Annotated in this window: 15 protein-coding genes; 8 read left to right on the forward strand and 7 right to left on the reverse strand. The window is 68.9% G+C overall.

Features of this window, described 5'->3' with window-relative positions:
- The first annotated feature begins 13 nt into the window (after window positions 1–13).
- The 3 genes from WJ16_RS14790 (at window position 14) to WJ16_RS14800 (ending at window position 2,127) form a co-directional block, all read left to right on the forward strand.
- On the forward strand, window positions 14–934 hold the full coding sequence (locus tag WJ16_RS14790; protein ID WP_069257686.1) for a biotin--[acetyl-CoA-carboxylase] ligase: 921 nt from the start codon (window positions 14–16) through the stop codon (window positions 932–934).
- Window positions 931–1,728, forward strand: coding sequence for a type III pantothenate kinase (locus WJ16_RS14795; RefSeq protein WP_069257687.1), 798 nt, complete (start codon window positions 931–933; stop codon window positions 1,726–1,728). Before WJ16_RS14790 ends, WJ16_RS14795 begins: the two co-directional genes overlap by 4 nt.
- Before the next feature lie 156 nt (window positions 1,729–1,884).
- Window positions 1,885–2,127 (forward strand): hypothetical protein, encoded by a 243-nt coding sequence (locus WJ16_RS14800; protein ID WP_069258083.1) that lies wholly within the window; start codon window positions 1,885–1,887, stop codon window positions 2,125–2,127.
- A 16-nt stretch (window positions 2,128–2,143) separates the two neighbouring features.
- Here the strand turns inward: WJ16_RS14800 and rfaE2 are convergent, their stop codons facing one another.
- From rfaE2 to WJ16_RS14830, 6 genes are all read right to left on the reverse strand, one after another.
- A complete protein-coding gene (gene rfaE2, locus WJ16_RS14805; RefSeq protein WP_012329309.1) occupies window positions 2,144–2,629 on the reverse strand; it encodes a D-glycero-beta-D-manno-heptose 1-phosphate adenylyltransferase in 486 nt (161 codons plus the stop codon).
- Window positions 2,630–2,810: 181 nt separating this feature from the next.
- Window positions 2,811–3,689 carry a ferritin family protein gene (locus tag WJ16_RS14810; RefSeq protein WP_034208501.1) on the reverse strand — a complete coding sequence of 293 codons (879 nt, stop codon included), beginning with the start codon at window positions 3,687–3,689 and terminating at the stop codon, window positions 2,811–2,813.
- Window positions 3,690–4,156: 467 nt separating this feature from the next.
- Window positions 4,157–5,383, reverse strand: coding sequence for a patatin-like phospholipase family protein (locus WJ16_RS14815; protein ID WP_069257688.1), 1,227 nt, complete (start codon window positions 5,381–5,383; stop codon window positions 4,157–4,159).
- 24 nt (window positions 5,384–5,407) lie between these two features.
- The gene (locus WJ16_RS14820) at window positions 5,408–6,193 is read right to left on the reverse strand and encodes a PhaM family polyhydroxyalkanoate granule multifunctional regulatory protein (RefSeq protein ID WP_069257689.1); all 786 of its coding nucleotides are present in this window, start codon (window positions 6,191–6,193) and stop codon (window positions 5,408–5,410) included.
- 88 nt (window positions 6,194–6,281) lie between these two features.
- The gene (locus WJ16_RS14825; protein WP_069257690.1) at window positions 6,282–7,109 is read right to left on the reverse strand and encodes an enoyl-CoA hydratase/isomerase family protein; all 828 of its coding nucleotides are present in this window, start codon (window positions 7,107–7,109) and stop codon (window positions 6,282–6,284) included.
- Between the two features lie 137 nt (window positions 7,110–7,246).
- Window positions 7,247–8,239: a fumarylacetoacetate hydrolase family protein gene (locus tag WJ16_RS14830; RefSeq protein ID WP_059619630.1), complete on the reverse strand. Its 993-nt coding sequence runs from the start codon at window positions 8,237–8,239 to the stop codon at window positions 7,247–7,249.
- 127 nt (window positions 8,240–8,366) lie between these two features.
- Here WJ16_RS14830 and WJ16_RS14835 point away from each other — a divergent pair, with 127 nt between their 5' ends.
- The 5 genes from WJ16_RS14835 (at window position 8,367) to metH (ending at window position 15,158) form a co-directional block, all read left to right on the forward strand.
- On the forward strand, window positions 8,367–9,233 hold the full coding sequence (locus tag WJ16_RS14835) for an IclR family transcriptional regulator (RefSeq protein WP_069258084.1): 867 nt from the start codon (window positions 8,367–8,369) through the stop codon (window positions 9,231–9,233).
- A gap of 107 nt (window positions 9,234–9,340) precedes the next feature.
- Window positions 9,341–10,618, forward strand: coding sequence for a DUF3108 domain-containing protein (locus tag WJ16_RS14840; RefSeq protein WP_069257691.1), 1,278 nt, complete (start codon window positions 9,341–9,343; stop codon window positions 10,616–10,618).
- A 254-nt stretch (window positions 10,619–10,872) separates the two neighbouring features.
- Entirely contained in the window at window positions 10,873–11,130 is a 258-nt protein-coding gene (locus WJ16_RS14845; protein ID WP_069257692.1) for a BTH_I0359 family protein, read from the forward strand.
- 200 nt (window positions 11,131–11,330) lie between these two features.
- Window positions 11,331–12,398, forward strand: a complete 1,068-nt coding sequence (locus WJ16_RS14850) for a homocysteine S-methyltransferase family protein (RefSeq protein WP_069257693.1) — start codon at window positions 11,331–11,333, stop codon at window positions 12,396–12,398.
- A gap of 42 nt (window positions 12,399–12,440) precedes the next feature.
- A complete protein-coding gene (gene metH, locus WJ16_RS14855) occupies window positions 12,441–15,158 on the forward strand; it encodes a methionine synthase (RefSeq protein WP_069257694.1) in 2,718 nt (905 codons plus the stop codon).
- A gap of 166 nt (window positions 15,159–15,324) precedes the next feature.
- Here metH and WJ16_RS14860 read toward each other — a convergent pair whose 3' ends face one another.
- Window positions 15,325–15,648, reverse strand: coding sequence for a DUF1840 domain-containing protein (locus WJ16_RS14860; RefSeq protein ID WP_006489103.1), 324 nt, complete (start codon window positions 15,646–15,648; stop codon window positions 15,325–15,327).
- Window positions 15,649–15,730 lie beyond the last annotated feature (82 nt).

Here is a 15,730-nt window from a genome sequence, read left to right on the forward strand (position 1 = left end):
TACAATACGCGACATGAACGCCCCCACCTCCTCCGACACACCCGATTCCGGCGACGCGCACATCGCGCGCAGCCGGCTCGACGCGCACCTGGACGCCACGCCGCGTACTTGGCCGCTCGACATCGTCGCCGCCACCGGCTCGACCAACGCCGACGTCGCCGCCCGGCTCAAGGCGCTGCCGCGCAACGCGAACGCGCTGCCCGCGCCGCTCGTGCGCGTCGCGTTCGAACAGACGGCCGGGCGCGGCCGGCAAGGCCGCCCGTGGTTCGCGCAGCCCGGCAACGCGCTGCTCTGCTCGGTCGGCTGCATCGTGCCGCGCCCCGTCGACGCGCTCGGCGGCCTGAGCATCGCGATCGGCGTCGCGCTCGCCGAAGGGCTGGCCACGCTGCCGCTCGACGCCCGCTCGCGCGTCGCGCTCAAATGGCCGAACGACCTGCTGCTGACGGCCACCGAAGACGGCTCGCCGCGCATCGTCGGCAAGCTCGCCGGGATCCTGATCGAAACCGTCTGGACTACCGCCGACGCCACCGCCGTCGTGATCGGCTTCGGCATCAACGTGCGCGGCGCGGAAGCCGTCGCCGCGCAGGTCGACGCGCTGCGCGCGCGCGACGCGACGCTCGCGACCGGGCTGCCGCCCGCCGCGCTGTCGATCGCATGCGCATCGGCCAACCTCACCGACACGCTCGCCGCATCGCTGAACGCGCTCACACCCGCGCTCGCGCAGTTCGGCGCCGCAGGGCTCGCGCCGTTCGTGCCGCGCTGGCATGCGCTGCATGCGTTCGCAGGCCGTGAAGTCGTGCTGCTCGAACAGGGCGTCGAACGCGTGCGCGGCATCGCGACGGGCATCGACGCGACCGGCCAGTTGCTGCTCGACACGCCGGACGGCGTGCAGGCGATCGCGGCCGGCGACGTATCGCTGCGCGAAGCGCAATGAACGAGCCGTACCTGCTGATCGACGCCGGCAACAGCCGGATCAAGTGGGCGCTCGCCGATGCGCGGCGCACGCTCGTCGAAACGGGCGCGTTCGGCCACACGCGCGACGGCGGCGCCGATCCCGACTGGTCGAGCCTGCCGCGCCCGCGCGGTGCGTGGATCTCGAACGTCGCGGGCGCCGACGTGGCCGCCCGGCTCGACGCGCTGCTCGACGCGCGCTGGCCGGGCCTGCCGCGCACGACGATACGCTCGCGTCAGACCCAATGCGGTGTAACGAACGGCTATACGACGCCCGACCAGCTCGGCAGCGACCGCTGGGCCGGCCTGATCGGCGCGCACGCGGCGTTTCCGGGCGAGCATCTGCTGATCGCGACGTTCGGCACCGCGACGACGCTCGAGGCGCTGCGCGCGGAGGGCCGCTTCACGGGCGGGCTGATCGCGCCGGGCTGGGCGCTGATGATGCGCGCGCTCGGCACGCACACCGCGCAGTTGCCGACGCTGACCACCGACATGGCGAGCGGCCTGCTCGCGGGCGCGCAGGCCGAACCGTTCCAGGTCGATACGCCGCGCTCGCTGTCGGCCGGCTGCCTGTATGCGCAGGCCGGGCTGATCGAGCGCGCGTGGCGCGATCTCGGCGATGCGTGGCAGGCGCCCGTGCGGCTCGTGCTGGCCGGCGGCGCGGCGGACGACGTCGCGCGTGCGCTGACGGTCCCGCACACGCGGCACGATGCGCTGATCCTGTCCGGGCTCGCGCTGATCGCCGCGCAAGCGGCGGCCACGGAGGCGCAGGGTTGACGAAAAAGGCGCCGGCCCGCATCACGCTGACGGTGAAAGACGGGCGGCGCCACGACGGCAGCCCGCACGGTCGACGGAAGCAATGAAACAGCCGGCGATGCGGCCGGCCCGATTGAATGACGTAAATCACGTCAATGACGACGAGGAGTGTCGACGATGCTGCGCTGGCTGATCGCTGTTCTCTTTCTCGCCAACCTGCTTGCGTTCGTGGTGGCGCGTGGCGTGTTCGGGCCGCTGCCGGCGGCCGGCCCGCGCGAACCCGGCGTGCTGGCACGACAGGTGCGGCCCGATGCGCTGCGCGTGACGCCGCTCGCGCAGGCCACCGACCAGCCCGTCATCGGCGGCCCGATCGCGCCGCCGGCCGTCGCGGCCGAACCGCTCGCAGCATCGGCGCCCTGACGGCGCCGGGTCGCGCTCAGGACTGCTGCGCGCGCACCTTCTTCAGTAACGCGGTGGTCGAGCGATCGTGCTCGAACGGAATCGCCAGCGCGCGGCCGCCCCAGCCGCGCACCAGCGCCGATTCCGGCAACGCATCCATGTCGTAGTCGCCGCCCTTCACGAGAATGTCCGGCCGCACGGCCTCGATCAGCGACACGGGCGTCTTTTCCCCGAACGTCACGACCCAGTCGACGCTTTCCAGCGCCGCGAGCAGCGCCGCGCGGTCTTCCTCGCGATTGATCGGCCGGTCGTCGCCCTTGCCGAGCATGCGTACCGACGCGTCGCTGTTCACGCCGACAATCAGGCATGCGCCGAGCGCTTTCGCGTCGGCGAGATACGTGACGTGGCCGCGATGCAGGATGTCGAATACGCCGTTGGTAAACACGACGGGCGACGGCAGCGACGCGCGCAGCGCGACGAGGGCATCACGGGTGATCAGCTTGCGTTCGAAGGTAGCGGACATGATGGCGATCGGACGGAATGGGCAACGGCACACGCGGCGCACGGGACGTACAGCGTGCGGCGGCGCCAGATAAAAAGCCCGCCGGACCGGCCGGCGGGCTTCATGCATCGGATGCGAAGCGGACCGGGCCGGCGCTGCGGCCGGCGCGATGCGCAGGCTGCGGCGCCAGCCGAGACCGGCTTCAGGCCGGCTGGGCGGCCGACGACGGGCCGCTTTCGGCCTGCAGGCGGCTGGTCACTTCCTTGCGGTAGCGGTTCAGTTCCTGCGCGGTCGCGAACGTGCGCTCGAACAGGATCGACAGGTTGTGCAGGATACGTTCGACGACCTTCTTTTCCCACTCGCCGTCGAAGCGGATCTGCTCGTCGAGCCAGCGCTCGAGCCACTCCGGATCGGGCAGGCGCGACTGCACGGTGTCGCGCGGGAACAGCGCCTGGTTCACGTGCAGGTTGGTCGGGTGCAGCGGCTTCTCGGTGCGGCGCGCCGACGCCATCAGCACGCCGATCTTCGCGAACGCCGCACGCGCGACGTCGCCGCAGTTGTTCAGCGCCTTCTTCATGTAGCGCAGGTAAGCGCCGCCGTGGCGCGCTTCATCGCGCGAGATCGTTTCGTAGATCTGCTTGATGACCGGCTCGGTGTGCCAGTCGGCCGCGCAGCGGTACCAGTGGTTCAGGCGGATTTCGCCGCAGAAGTGCAGCATCAGCGTTTCGAGCGGCGGCGCCGGGTCGAACTGAAAGCGCACCGCGTGCAGTTCCTCTTCGGTCGGCACCATTTCCGGCTTGAAGCGGCGCAGGTATTCCATCAGCACGAGCGAATGCTTCTGCTCTTCGAAGAACCACACGCTCATGAACGCGGAAAAGTCGCTGTCGTGCTGGTTGTCGCGCAGGAACATTTCCGTCGCGGGCAACGCCGACCACTCGGTGATCGCGTTCATCTTGATCGTCTTCGCCTGCTCGTCGGTGAGCAGCGAAGCGTCGAACTTGTCCCACGGAATGTCCTTCTCCATGTCCCAACGGACAGCTTCGAGCGATCTGTAAAGTTCCGGATAAAGCATCGTGTTCATGATGGTCCCACCCCTGTTCTGCGCAATGCGACTTCTCTAAAACGTGACTGTTGCCGCGCAAGCACGCCGAGCGCACTTTTTGCAGCCAAGACTCTAATTTTACGCGGGAAACCGGCCCACCGGACGGGGATTCCTCGTCCGGCAGCCGGGCGGCCGCGTCGCCGCCGTTGGGCATGGCGCAACCCCGCTCCGTTCCGACGGAGCCGGCCGCGCTTGCCTGAGTGGGGGGCCGGCGCTGGCCGGCTCGTTGGCGCGCCCGTCCCCTGCCCCAGGCGGGTTCCCCGAAAGGTCCCGTGCGGATGCCGGATCGGCGGGCTGCTCGATATGGTGTATACGGCGGCGGCCATGATAGCACGCGTCCATGACGGTTCCGAGACGCCGGCCCGGTCACGCTCCGCCAACCGCGGTGCGGCGATCGGTCGCGGGCCACCGTCGCGAAAACGCAACCTTACAATGCCCCGAACGCATCAGACCCGTATTTCGCCGGTCGCGAGGCCGTCTTCCGGCGGCATGCCGGCGGCCGGCACGCTGCCGCCGTCCGCCCGCGCGATCCAGCCCGCCAGCGTGTCGCGCTGCGCGCGCCCGTCGCGGTAGCCAAGCTCGATCAGCTCGCGCGTGAACGCCTCCTCGAACAGCAGGTAGCTCGCGAACGACGCGCCGGCCGGCTGGCTGCCGCCGATCGCGCCGAGCAGCCCGCGCATCGTCGCCGGCATCTGCTTCAGGTGCTTCGCGGCGATCAGCTCGATGCGCTCGGACGGCGCGATCGCGAGCACGTCGACGTGCCGCCAGCCGCTGTCCACCTCGACCTGGTGCGGCAGGTGTTCGATCATCCGGTTGATGTGCTCGATGCGCTCGATGTCCGAGCCGATCGAGTCGAGGAACACGCTCGCGAGCACCTGCTGGCCGATCTGCGCGAGCGTCGGGTAGCCGCGCACCCGCCCGGCGCCGTTCGCGGCCGGAACCTCGGGCCGCGGGTCCGCCGCGCCGACCACGACGATCCGGTGCGCACCGAAGTGGATGGCCGGCGACAACGGCGCGATCTGCCGGATCGACCCGTCGCCGAAATATTCGATCTGGCCGTCGAGCACGAGCGGCACGGCCGGGAACACGAACGGAATCGCCGACGACGCGAGCAGGTGCGACGCCGACAGGTCGACGAGCCGCGCGGTGCGCTGCGCGCGCCGCCAGGCCTGAATCGGTTCGGCGGCCTGGTAGAACGTGAGGTGCCGCCCGCTCGAATAGCTGAGCGCCGTCACCGCGAGCGCGTGCAGCAGCCGCGCCTCGAGCATCTGTTCGATCCGGTGGAAACTCAGCTCGCGCTGCAGCAGGTGCGCGAGCGGCGTGTTGTCGAGCAGCCCGCGCGGCGAGCGGCGCGACGCCCAGCCGAAGGTCATCGTCGCGAGCCAGCGCGCGCCGGCGGCCGCGACGCCGAGCCAGTCGGTGCGATATACGTAGTCGGCGCGCAGCGGCTCCCAGAATTCGAGCAGGCGCCGCACGCCGTGGGAAAAGTCGTCCGCGTGGCTCGCGATCGACGTCGCGTTGATCGCGCCGGCCGACGAGCCGCACACGACCGCGAACGGCAGCGTGTGCCGCTGCGGATCGGCTTCGCGCGCGATCTCGGCCAGCGCCTTCAGCACGCCGACCTGGTAGGCGGCACGGGCGCCGCCCCCCATCAGAACGAGCGCGAGCCGCATGATCGACCTGCTACCCGCGCCGCGTCACGTCGAGCGCTTCGGCGGACGCGTTTCGGGCGACGAAGCGGCCGCCGCGCGCGCCGCGGCGGAACCGGCCGCGCCGGTCGCACCTGCCGCGCCGGTCGACTTCGCGCGCTTCGCGGCCGGCTTGCGCGGCGCGGCGGCGGCCGGCGCCGGCTTCGCGGCCGGCTCCGGCGCAGCGGCCGCGTCCGGCGGCGCATCGCCCGGCGCGGCGGGCTGCATGCCCGGCTGCGCCATCGCGAGGCTCGCCAGCTGGTTGAACTGCGTCTGCAGCAGGTTCCACCAGCCGGCCGGATCGAACGCCTGCTGCGCGGCGTCACCCGCCCCCTGCTCGGCGGACGCCGACGCGTCGGCATCCGGCTGCGGCGCGGCGTCCGGCGACGCCGACGCGTGTTTCGCCGCCTGCGCCGCCGCGACGGCCGCTTCCTCGGCCGCCGACATCGAGCTCTGCGCGAACGCGCCGAACGCCCGCAGCGTCGCGAGCGTCGCGCGCTGCACTTCGAGCGCCTGGATCGCGGACTGCAGCATCCCGAGATTGAGCTTCAGCCACTGCTCGACCGCGCGCAGATCGGTGATCCGCTTGTCGAGTTCCTCGACGCTCGTGAGCGGCGCCATCATGTCGGACATGCTCGACAGCGACGGCGGCAGCCCTTGCGTGGCGCCCGGAAACGACGTCATCCCGCCGAACGGCGACATCCGCATCATGTCCCACATGCGGTCCATCATGTCGGCGGGCTTGAAACCGGCAAAGCCGGTGAAAGGGTTGGAGCCGGGGGCATCGGTCGTCATAAGGACATCCTGGTTGACTGGGCGAGAACGAGGCGGCCGCGCTGCGTCGCGCACGCCGCCCGTGGTTCGATCATAGCGCCGGCGCGCGTCAGAACGGCGCGTCGCCGGGAAACTCGGGCGGCCGCCGCTCGCGCAGCGAACGGATGCCTTCGTGCACGTCGGGCCCGGCAAAGCCCATGAATTCGAGCGCAAGCGACGTATCGAAAGTCGGGCCTGCCGTGCGCAGCCAGTTGTTCAACGCGTACTTGGTCCAGCGAATCGCCGACTGCGAGCCATGCGCGAGCCGCTCGGCCACGTCGTATGCCTTCGGCAGCAAGTCGGCCGGCTCGACCGCGAGCGAGACGAGGCCGATCCGCTCGGCCTCCTCGCCGCTCACGGGCTCGCACAGCATCAGGTAGTACTTCGCCTTCGCCATCCCGCACAGCAGCGGCCACACGATCGCCGCGTGGTCGCCGGCCGCGACGCCGAGCCGCGTATGGCCGTCGATGATGCGCGCATCCTTCGCGGCGATCGAGATGTCGGCGAGCAGCCCCGCGACGAGCCCCGCGCCGACGGCCGGCCCGTGCATCGCCGACACGATCGGCTTGCCGCAGTTGATCACGTTGTAGACGAGGTCGCGCGCCTCGCGCCACACGCGGGCGCGCACGTCGAAATCGTTCGCCATGTCCTCGACGAGCGCGAGATCGCCGCCCGCCGAAAAGCCCTTGCCTTCGCCGCGGATCACCGCGACGCGCGTGTCGGGATCGCGGTCGACGTCGCGCCAGATGTCGGCGAGTTCGCGATGCATGCGCGCGTTCGCGGTCGCGAGGCCGCTGCGGTTCGCGCCCTCGCCGCTCATCACGATGTCGAGCACGCCATGGTCGCGGCGCGTCACCTTCAGTGCTTCGTAACCGCCGTACGCGGCGAGATTGGCCATGTGCTGCTCCTTGCTCGAGGCTTTCGAACCCTTGAATCGAGTGTAGCCAAGCCCGCGCGGGCAAACATCAGGCGAAACCCGGCGCGCGGGCCGGGCCCGGGTTTCGCGCAGGCGGAGCGCTGGGTGCTCCGCGCGACTTACGCCGCACCGTCGGGCGGCGCGACCGACTGCTCGATCGCACCGAAGATCGACTTGCCCGCCGCATCGAACATCTCGATGCGCACGGTGTCGCCATAGCGCATGAATTCGGTCTGCGGCGCGCCGTGCTCGATCGTCTCGAGGCAGCGCTTCTCGGCGATGCAGCAGTAGCCGCGCTTCGCGTCCTTGTTCGACACCGTGCCGGAGCCGACGATCGAGCCGGCACGCAGGTTGCGCGTCTTCGCCGCGTGCGCGATCAACTGGCCGAAGTGGAACACCATGTCGGTGCCCGCATCGGGCTGGCCGACCTTCCTGCCGTTCCAGTGAACGATCATCGGCCGGTGCACGCGGCCTTCGCGCCATTCGTCGCCGAGCTCGTCGGGCGTCACCGCAACCGGCGCAAAGGCGGTGGCCGGCTTGCTCTGGAAGAAGCCGAAGCCCTTCGCGAGTTCCGCCGGAATCAGGTTGCGCAGCGACACGTCGTTCACGAGCGTGACGAGCCGCACGGCCTTCAGCGCTTCGTCGGGCGACGCGCTCATCCGCACGTCGCCGGTGATCACCGCGACTTCCGCCTCGAAATCGATGCCCCATTCCTCGGACGGGCACACGACGTCGTCGCGGGCTCCGAGGAAATCGTCGCTGCCGCCCTGGTACATCAGCGGATCGGTCCAGAATTCGGGCGGCATCTCCGCGCCGCGCGCGCGGCGCACGAGCTCGACGTGGTTCACGTAGGCCGAGCCGTCGGCCCACTGGAATGCGCGCGGCAGCGGCGCCATGCAGTTGGCCGGATCGAACGCGAATGCGTTGCGCGCGCGGCCGTGGTTCAGCGCGTCGTACAGGTCGCGCAGCTGCGGCGCGTAGAACGCCCAGTCGTCGAGGACGCGCTGCAGCGTCGGCGCGATCGCGTCGGCGATCGCCGCGGTGTGCAGGTCGCGCGACACGACGATCAGCTGGCCGTCGCGCGTGCCGTCCTTCAGCGAAGCAAGTTTCATAGGGGGAATCTGCCGTTGTAGTGACGATGGAGGGAATCTATTTTACGATGGTGAATCCATGCGGCGCGCGACGATCGCGCCTGCCGTTTTCTCGCCGATTCCCGTCATTTTCGCCCATTCGTTGCCCATGCCCGCCAGCCCGCTTCCCGACGACGATCTCGCCGACTCCGACACCGACGACGCCGCTTCCGGCGAGCACGGCGAGAAGGTCCGTTCCGGCATCCAGTCGATCGAGGTCGGCTTCCGCCTGCTCGACGTGCTGACGAGCGAGCCGCGCGCGATGATGCTGCGCGACCTCGCGCAGCGCGCGGGCATGAGTCCTGCGAAGGCGCACCGTTACCTGGTCAGCTTCTCGCGGCTCGGCGTGGTGTCGCAGGATCCGGTGTCGGGCCGCTACGAACTCGGCGGCTTCGCGCTGCAGATGGGGCTCGCGCGGCTTGCACGCGTCGACGGCGTGAAGCTCGCGCGGATCGCGCTGACCGAATTCCGCGACCGGCTCGACCAGACGGTCGGCATCGCCGTATGGGGCAACCAGGGGCCGACGATCGTGCACTGGATGGAATCGAGCCACCCGGCGAAAGCGTCGCTGAAGCTCGGCGACGTGATGCCGCTGCTCGGCTCCGCGACGGGGCTGCTGTTCGCCGCGTACCTGCCGCGCAGCAAGACGGCCGCGATGATCGAGCGCGAACTCGCCGATACGCGCCGCTCGCCGCACCACGGCGGCCCGCGCACGCTCGACGAAGTCGATGCGGTGCTCGCCGACGTGCGCCGGCACGAAGCCGCGCGGGTCGAAGGGATGCTGCTGCCGACGATCCATGCGTTCTGCATGCCCGTGTTCGATGCGGTCGGCGAACTCGCGCTCGCGATCGTCGCGCTCGGCCAGGAAGGCTCGTTCGACATCGCGTGGGGCGGCGAGATCGACACCGCGCTGCGCGCATGCGCGCAAAAACTGTCCTACGAACTCGGCTATAGTCCCGACGCACGCGACGCCTGACGCGTCCGGCACCCGCGTCGTCACGCAGCGCGAACGCGCGGCGCATCCGACGGTCCGATTCCTGTGGCGCGCGCCCAAGCTCGCGCGAGCGCCCCGATCCTGTTCCGATGCCCATGCAGCCTGCCCGCTTCCGTCCGACTCACGCTTTGCCCCGCCGCTGGCTGCGCGTGGGCATTGCGCTCGTCGTCGTGCTGGTGCTGCATGCGCTTGCCGGGTTCTGGCTGATGCGCAACCGCGACGCGTTCACGCCGCCCGCGCCCGCCGAAGTCCCCGTGCAGATCGAGCTGCTGAAACCGCAACCGATCGAGCGCCAGCCCGCACCGCCCGCGCCGAAGCCGGCCGAGCCGCCGGCCGCGCCCGCACCGGCCGCCCCGAAACCCGCCGCACCGAAGCCGGCGCCCGAGCCGGTCCTCACGTCGACGCAGACGGCCGAACACGGCGAGCCGCCCGCTGCCGCATCGACGGCAAGCGGCGTGCCGGGCGCGTCGGGCGCGCAGGCCGCATCGGCCGCCGGCGCCGCCAGTGCTGCGACGCCGGGCCCCGCGACGCATGGCGTGAAGTTCGCCGCGCCGCCGTCCGGCGACCTGCAGTACGACACGTTCTACAACGGCATGCAGAACATGATCGGCACGATCCACTGGCGCACCGACGGGCGCACCTACGACCTGTCGGTGTCGATGCCCGTGCCGTTCGTCGGCCCGTTCACCTATCGCAGCGAGGGCCGTATCGACGCATTCGGCGTCGCCCCCGACCGCTACGTCGAGAAGCGCGGCAAGCGGCCGGAAGACATCGCAATCTTCAACCGCGAGATCCGGCAGGTCGTGTTCACGCGCACGCCGAACAACGCGCCGCTGCCCGACGGCGTGCAGGACCGCTTCAGCATGCTGATGCAGTTGTCTGGGCTCGTGCGCGGCAATCCGTCCGCGTACAAGCCGGGCGTCACGCAGCAGTTCTTCGTGATCGACAACAACAGCGGCGAGACCTGGCCGATCGCCGTGATCGGCGACGAGCAGGTGCAGACGCAGGCCGGCATCATCGGCGCGCGGCACTTCATGCGCTTGCCGCGACGCGACGGCGACACGCGCCGCATCGACATGTGGCTTGCGCCGTCGCTCGGCTGGCTGCCCGCGCGGCTCGTGCAGACCGAACCGAACGGCGCGCAGATCGAGCTGCTGTGGCACGGCCGGCTCGCGGCGCCGGGCGCGCCGTCCGACACGGAATCCGCCGGCGCCGCGCATGCACCCGCCGGCGCACCGGCGCCCGCCGCATCGGCCGTTCCCGCCGCGGAGCCCGCACAACCCGCGCCGCCGGCTGCCGTGCAGTCGCCGGCAACCCCGGCCGCACCGCCCGCGTCGTCGCCTGTCACATCGCCTGTCACACAGTGAACGCGCGGCCGGACGCACGCGATTCGGCAATTTCGACCGATTACAGATTTTCGTGAAATGGCCGATGACACTCTTTAACAACTATTTCCGTCCACCGAACGACAATAGGAAACGTTTCATAGATATCGGCTTCTAACCGATACACCCCATGCGAACGGGAACGGGGTGTGCAGCGCAAGCCCCTTGAAACCGGCAAGGCTTGCCCCACCTAGGGGACAATAAGGCCAGATGCCACTGCGAAGAGGAGTGCCGCCATGCAAATGATCTACAACAGCCCCAACTACTGCGTCGTCGAATTCGCGCCGCAGGTCGGCCACCACCTGATGAACGCCGGCGGATACGAAATCGTCGACAAGAACGCGCAGCGCGAAATCTTCATCGACGGCGAACTTGCCGAACGATTCCGCGCGCACGTGAAGCAGTTGATCGAGGATGAACCGTCGCTCGATGAAGTCGACGAATTCCTCGGACAATTCGACAGCCTGATGATGATGCCCGTCGTGCTGCACTGACGACCCGCGGCCCGGCGCCTCGTGCGGCCGGGCCATTCGCCGCGCATCGACGCGGCGCCGCGAGCACTCCGATCATGCCCCCGCCCGGTTCGCCGGCGGGGGTTTTCATTTGGCGGCCGGCCCGCGCGCCGCCAGGCCGGGCGACGCCCAGGCGCACCGGCTACAATGACGGTTTTCCCGTCTTCGCCGGTCCATCGCCCATGTCTGCGACTCCTCTCGCCGCTTCCGTCCCGCTCGCCGCGCCGTACACGCGCGGCGCCGCTCTGCCTGCGCTGCTGAAATCGCGCATCCTGATCCTCGACGGCGCGATGGGCACGATGATCCAGCGCTACAAGCTCGACGAAGCCGCGTATCGCGGCGAGCGCTTCAAGGATTTCCCGCGCGACATCAAGGGCAACAACGAACTGCTGTCGATCACGCAGCCGCAGATCATCCGCGAGATCCACGACCAGTACTTCGCGGCCGGCGCCGACATCGTCGAAACCAACACGTTCGGCGCGACGACCGTCGCGCAGGCCGATTACGAGATGGAAGATCTCGTCGTCGAGATGAACGTCGAATCGGCGAAGCTCGCGCGCGAATCGGCCGAGAAATACGCGACGCCGGACAAGCCGCGCTTCGTCGCGGGCGCGATCGGGCCGACGCCGAAGACGGCGAGCATCTCGCCGGACGTCAACGATCCGGGCGCACGCAACATCACGTTCGACGAACTGCGCGCGTCGTACTACCAGCAGGCGAAGGCGCTGCTCGACGGCGGCGTCGACCTGTTCCTCGTCGAGACGATCTTCGACACGCTGAACGCGAAGGCCGCCCTGTTCGCGCTCGACGAGCTGTTCGAGGATACCGGCGAGCGCCTGCCGATCATGATTTCGGGCACCGTCACCGATGCGTCGGGCCGGATCCTGTCGGGCCAGACCGTCGAGGCGTTCTGGAATTCGCTGCGCCACGCGAAGCCGCTCACGTTCGGCCTGAACTGCGCGCTCGGCGCGGCGCTGATGCGCCCGTACATCGCCGAGCTCGCGAAGCTGTGCGACACCTACGTGTCGTGCTACCCGAACGCGGGCCTGCCGAACCCGATGGCCGAGACGGGCTTCGACGAGACGCCGGACGTCACGTCGGGTCTGCTGAAGGAATTCGCGCAAGCCGGGCTCGTGAATCTCGCGGGCGGCTGCTGCGGCACGACGCCCGAGCACATCGCCGAGATCGCGAAAGCGCTCGCCGACGTGAAGCCGCGCCGCTGGCCGAACCAGTACAGCGACAACGCCTGACCCGACCGTCCCACGCCCCTCATCACTCGAATTCGCACCGCCATGACCGATCACATGATGCGCCTCGCCGGCCTCGAGCCGTTCAACGTCACGTCCGGGACGCTCTTCATCAACGTCGGCGAGCGCACCAACGTCACCGGCTCGAAGGCGTTCGCTCGCATGATTCTCAACGGCCAGTTCGACGAGGCGCTCGCCGTCGCGCGCCAGCAGGTCGAGAACGGCGCGCAGGTGATCGACATCAACATGGACGAGGCGATGCTCGATTCGAAGGCGGCGATGGTGCGCTTCCTGAACCTGATCGCATCGGAACCGGACATCGCGCGCGTGCCGATCATGATCGACTCGTCGAAGTGGGAAGTGATCGAGGCGGGCCTGAAGTGCGTGCAGGGCAAGGCGATCGTGAACTCCATCTCGCTGAAGGAAGGCGAGGACGCGTTCCGCCACCACGCGCACCTGATCCGCCGCTACGGCGCGGCGGCGGTCGTGATGGCGTTCGACGAAACCGGCCAGGCCGACACCTACGAACGCAAGATCGAGATCTGCACGCGCTCGTACAACTTCCTCGTGAACGAAGTCGGCTTCCCGCCGGAAGACATCATCTTCGACCCGAACATCTTCGCGGTCGCGACCGGCATCGAGGAACACAACAACTATGCGGTCGACTTCATCGAGGCGACCCGCTGGATCAAGCAGAACCTGCCGTACGCGAAGGTGAGCGGCGGCGTGTCGAACGTGTCGTTCTCGTTCCGCGGCAACGACCCGGTGCGCGAGGCGATCCACACCGTGTTCCTGTACCACGCGATCCAGGCGGGGATGGACATGGGCATCGTCAACGCGGGCCAGCTCGGCGTGTACGCCGACCTCGACCCGGAGCTGCGCGAGCGCGTCGAGGACGTGATCCTGAACCGCCGCGACGATTCCACCGACCGCCTGCTCGAGATCGCCGACAAGTTCAAGACCGGCGCCGCGAAGAAGGAAGAGAATCTCGAATGGCGCAACCAGCCGGTCGAGAAGCGGCTCGCGCATGCGCTCGTGCACGGCATCACGACCTTCATCGTCGAAGATACGGAAGAAGCGCGCGCGAAGATCGCCGCGGACGGCGGTCGGCCGATCAACGTGATCGAAGGGCCGCTGATGGACGGGATGAACGTCGTCGGCGACCTGTTCGGCCAGGGCAAGATGTTCCTGCCGCAGGTCGTGAAATCGGCGCGCGTGATGAAGCAGGCGGTCGCGCACCTGATCCCGTTCATCGAGGAAGAAAAGCGGCTGCTCGCGGAAGCGGGCGGCGACGTGCGCGCGAAAGGCAAGATCGTCATCGCGACCGTGAAGGGCGACGTGCACGATATCGGCAAGAACATCGTGTCGGTCGTGCTCCAGTGCAACAACTTCGAAGTGGTCAACATGGGCGTGATGGTCCCGTGCAACGAGATCCTCGCGAAGGCGAAGGTCGAGGGCGCGGACATCATCGGGCTGTCGGGCCTCATCACGCCGAGCCTCGAGGAAATGGCGTACGTCGCGTCCGAAATGCAGCGCGACGACTACTTCCGCGTGAAGAAGATCCCGCTGCTGATCGGCGGTGCGACCACGTCGCGCGTGCACACGGCCGTGAAGATCGCGCCGCACTACGAAGGCCCGGTGGTCTACGTGCCGGACGCGTCGCGCTCGGTGTCGGTCGCGTCGAGCCTGCTGTCCGACGAAGGCGCGGCGAAGTACCTCGACGAACTGAAGTCCGACTACGAACGCATCCGCGACCAGCACGCGAACCGCAAGCAGCAGCCGATGGTCACGCTCGCCGAAGCGCGCGCGAACAAGACCAAGGTCGACTGGGCGGGCTATCGGCCGGTGAAGCCGAAGTTCATCGGCCGCCGCGTGTTCAAGAACTACGACCTGAACGAGCTCGCGCAATACATCGACTGGGGCCCGTTCTTCCAGACCTGGGATCTCGCGGGCCCGTACCCGGCGATCCTGAACGACGAGATCGTCGGCGAATCGGCGCGGCGCGTGTTCTCCGATGCGAAATCGATGCTCGCGCGCCTGATCCAGGGCCGCTGGCTGACCGCGAGCGGCGTAATCTCGCTGCTGCCGGCGAATACCGTCAACGACGACGACATCGAGATCTACAGCGACGAATCGCGCTCGGAAGTGCTGCTCACGTGGCGCAACCTGCGGCAGCAGAGCGTGCGTCCGGTGGTCGACGGCGTGATGCGGCCGAACCGCTCGCTCGCCGACTTCATCGCGCCGAAGGAATCGGGCGTCGCCGACTACATCGGGATGTTCGCGGTGACGGCCGGCCTCGGCGTCGACGTGAAGGAAAAGCAGTTCGAAGCCGACCACGACGACTACAGCGCGATCATGCTGAAGGCGCTCGCGGACCGCTTCGCGGAAGCGTTCGCGGAAGCGATGCACGCGCGCGTGCGGCGCGAGCTGTGGGGCTACGCGAGCGGCGAGACACTCGACAACGACGCGCTGATCGCCGAGAAGTACTCGGGCATCCGCCCTGCGCCCGGCTATCCGGCCTGCCCCGACCACCTCGTGAAGCGCGACATGTTCGACGTGCTGCGCGCGGACGAAATCGGCATGAGCGTGACCGACTCGCTGGCGATGCTGCCGGCCGCGAGCGTGTCGGGCTTCTATCTCGCGCATCCGGACAGCACGTATTTCTCGGTCGGCAAGATCGGCCAGGATCAACTCGAAGACTACGCGCAGCGCATGGCGCTGTCGCTCGACGACGCGCGCCGCGCGCTCGCGCCGCAGTTGTAATCGCTCGGGGCGCGGCGGTCCCGCCGCGTCTTGCCGTCACGCGTCTCTGTCATGGGGCGCGCCGGCCGCCGCCGCCCGCACCGCTTTTCATCAGACAAAATAAAAAGCCCGCACGAAAGCGGGCTTTTTCTGCCTTTCGATCCTTTCGGACCGGCGGGGCGGGGGCTCAGAACCCCCAGTGCACGTCGGCCTGGCCGGCCTTCGCTTCGCGCAGCATCGTCAGGAACGGTGCAACGCGCTGCGCCAGGCTCGGCGGCACTTCGTGGTGCGCGTGGTCGGCTTCGTCTTCGTGGAAATGGCCGGCGTGCTCGGCGCGCTCCTGCTTCGCCTGCGCGACTGCGCCTTCCAGCTTCGCGATCGCGTGGTCCAGCTCGTCGTGCGTAATCACACCGCGCTCGCCCAGCTGCTTGCCGACGAGACCCAGCACATACACGGCGAAATCCTTCAGCACGTCGAGATCCTGTGCCGCCTTGCTCTTGAACGTAATCATGACAATTCCCTTTTCATCTTGTTGTGCCTGCGCGGCGAGGTTGGGGAACGCCGGCAGACCGGCGTCCGGCCTCGCGGACGCG

The sequence above is a fragment of the Burkholderia metallica genome, from assembly GCF_001718555.1.
Lineage (GTDB): Bacteria > Pseudomonadota > Gammaproteobacteria > Burkholderiales > Burkholderiaceae > Burkholderia > Burkholderia metallica.

Bases quoted from the DNA above. Each gene is read 5' to 3' on its own strand.
- WJ16_RS14835 (WP_069258084.1), top strand. From the start codon at position 8,367: ATGCCCGCCAGCCCGCTTCCCGACGACGATCTCGCCGACTCCGACACC.
- WJ16_RS14830 (WP_059619630.1), bottom strand. From the start codon at position 8,239: ATGAAACTTGCTTCGCTGAAGGACGGCACGCGCGACGGCCAGCTGATC.
- WJ16_RS14815 (WP_069257688.1), bottom strand. From the start codon at position 5,383: ATGCGGCTCGCGCTCGTTCTGATGGGGGGCGGCGCCCGTGCCGCCTAC.
- WJ16_RS14790 (WP_069257686.1), top strand. From the start codon at position 14: ATGAACGCCCCCACCTCCTCCGACACACCCGATTCCGGCGACGCGCAC.
- WJ16_RS14825 (WP_069257690.1), bottom strand. From the start codon at position 7,109: ATGGCCAATCTCGCCGCGTACGGCGGTTACGAAGCACTGAAGGTGACG.
- metH (WP_069257694.1), top strand. From the start codon at position 12,441: ATGACCGATCACATGATGCGCCTCGCCGGCCTCGAGCCGTTCAACGTC.
- rfaE2 (WP_012329309.1), bottom strand. From the start codon at position 2,629: ATGTCCGCTACCTTCGAACGCAAGCTGATCACCCGTGATGCCCTCGTC.
- WJ16_RS14800 (WP_069258083.1), top strand. From the start codon at position 1,885: ATGCTGCGCTGGCTGATCGCTGTTCTCTTTCTCGCCAACCTGCTTGCG.
- WJ16_RS14795 (WP_069257687.1), top strand. From the start codon at position 931: ATGAACGAGCCGTACCTGCTGATCGACGCCGGCAACAGCCGGATCAAG.
- WJ16_RS14810 (WP_034208501.1), bottom strand. From the start codon at position 3,689: ATGAACACGATGCTTTATCCGGAACTTTACAGATCGCTCGAAGCTGTC.
- WJ16_RS14840 (WP_069257691.1), top strand. From the start codon at position 9,341: ATGCCCATGCAGCCTGCCCGCTTCCGTCCGACTCACGCTTTGCCCCGC.
- WJ16_RS14845 (WP_069257692.1), top strand. From the start codon at position 10,873: ATGCAAATGATCTACAACAGCCCCAACTACTGCGTCGTCGAATTCGCG.
- WJ16_RS14860 (WP_006489103.1), bottom strand. From the start codon at position 15,648: ATGATTACGTTCAAGAGCAAGGCGGCACAGGATCTCGACGTGCTGAAG.
- WJ16_RS14820 (WP_069257689.1), bottom strand. From the start codon at position 6,193: ATGACGACCGATGCCCCCGGCTCCAACCCTTTCACCGGCTTTGCCGGT.
- WJ16_RS14850 (WP_069257693.1), top strand. From the start codon at position 11,331: ATGTCTGCGACTCCTCTCGCCGCTTCCGTCCCGCTCGCCGCGCCGTAC.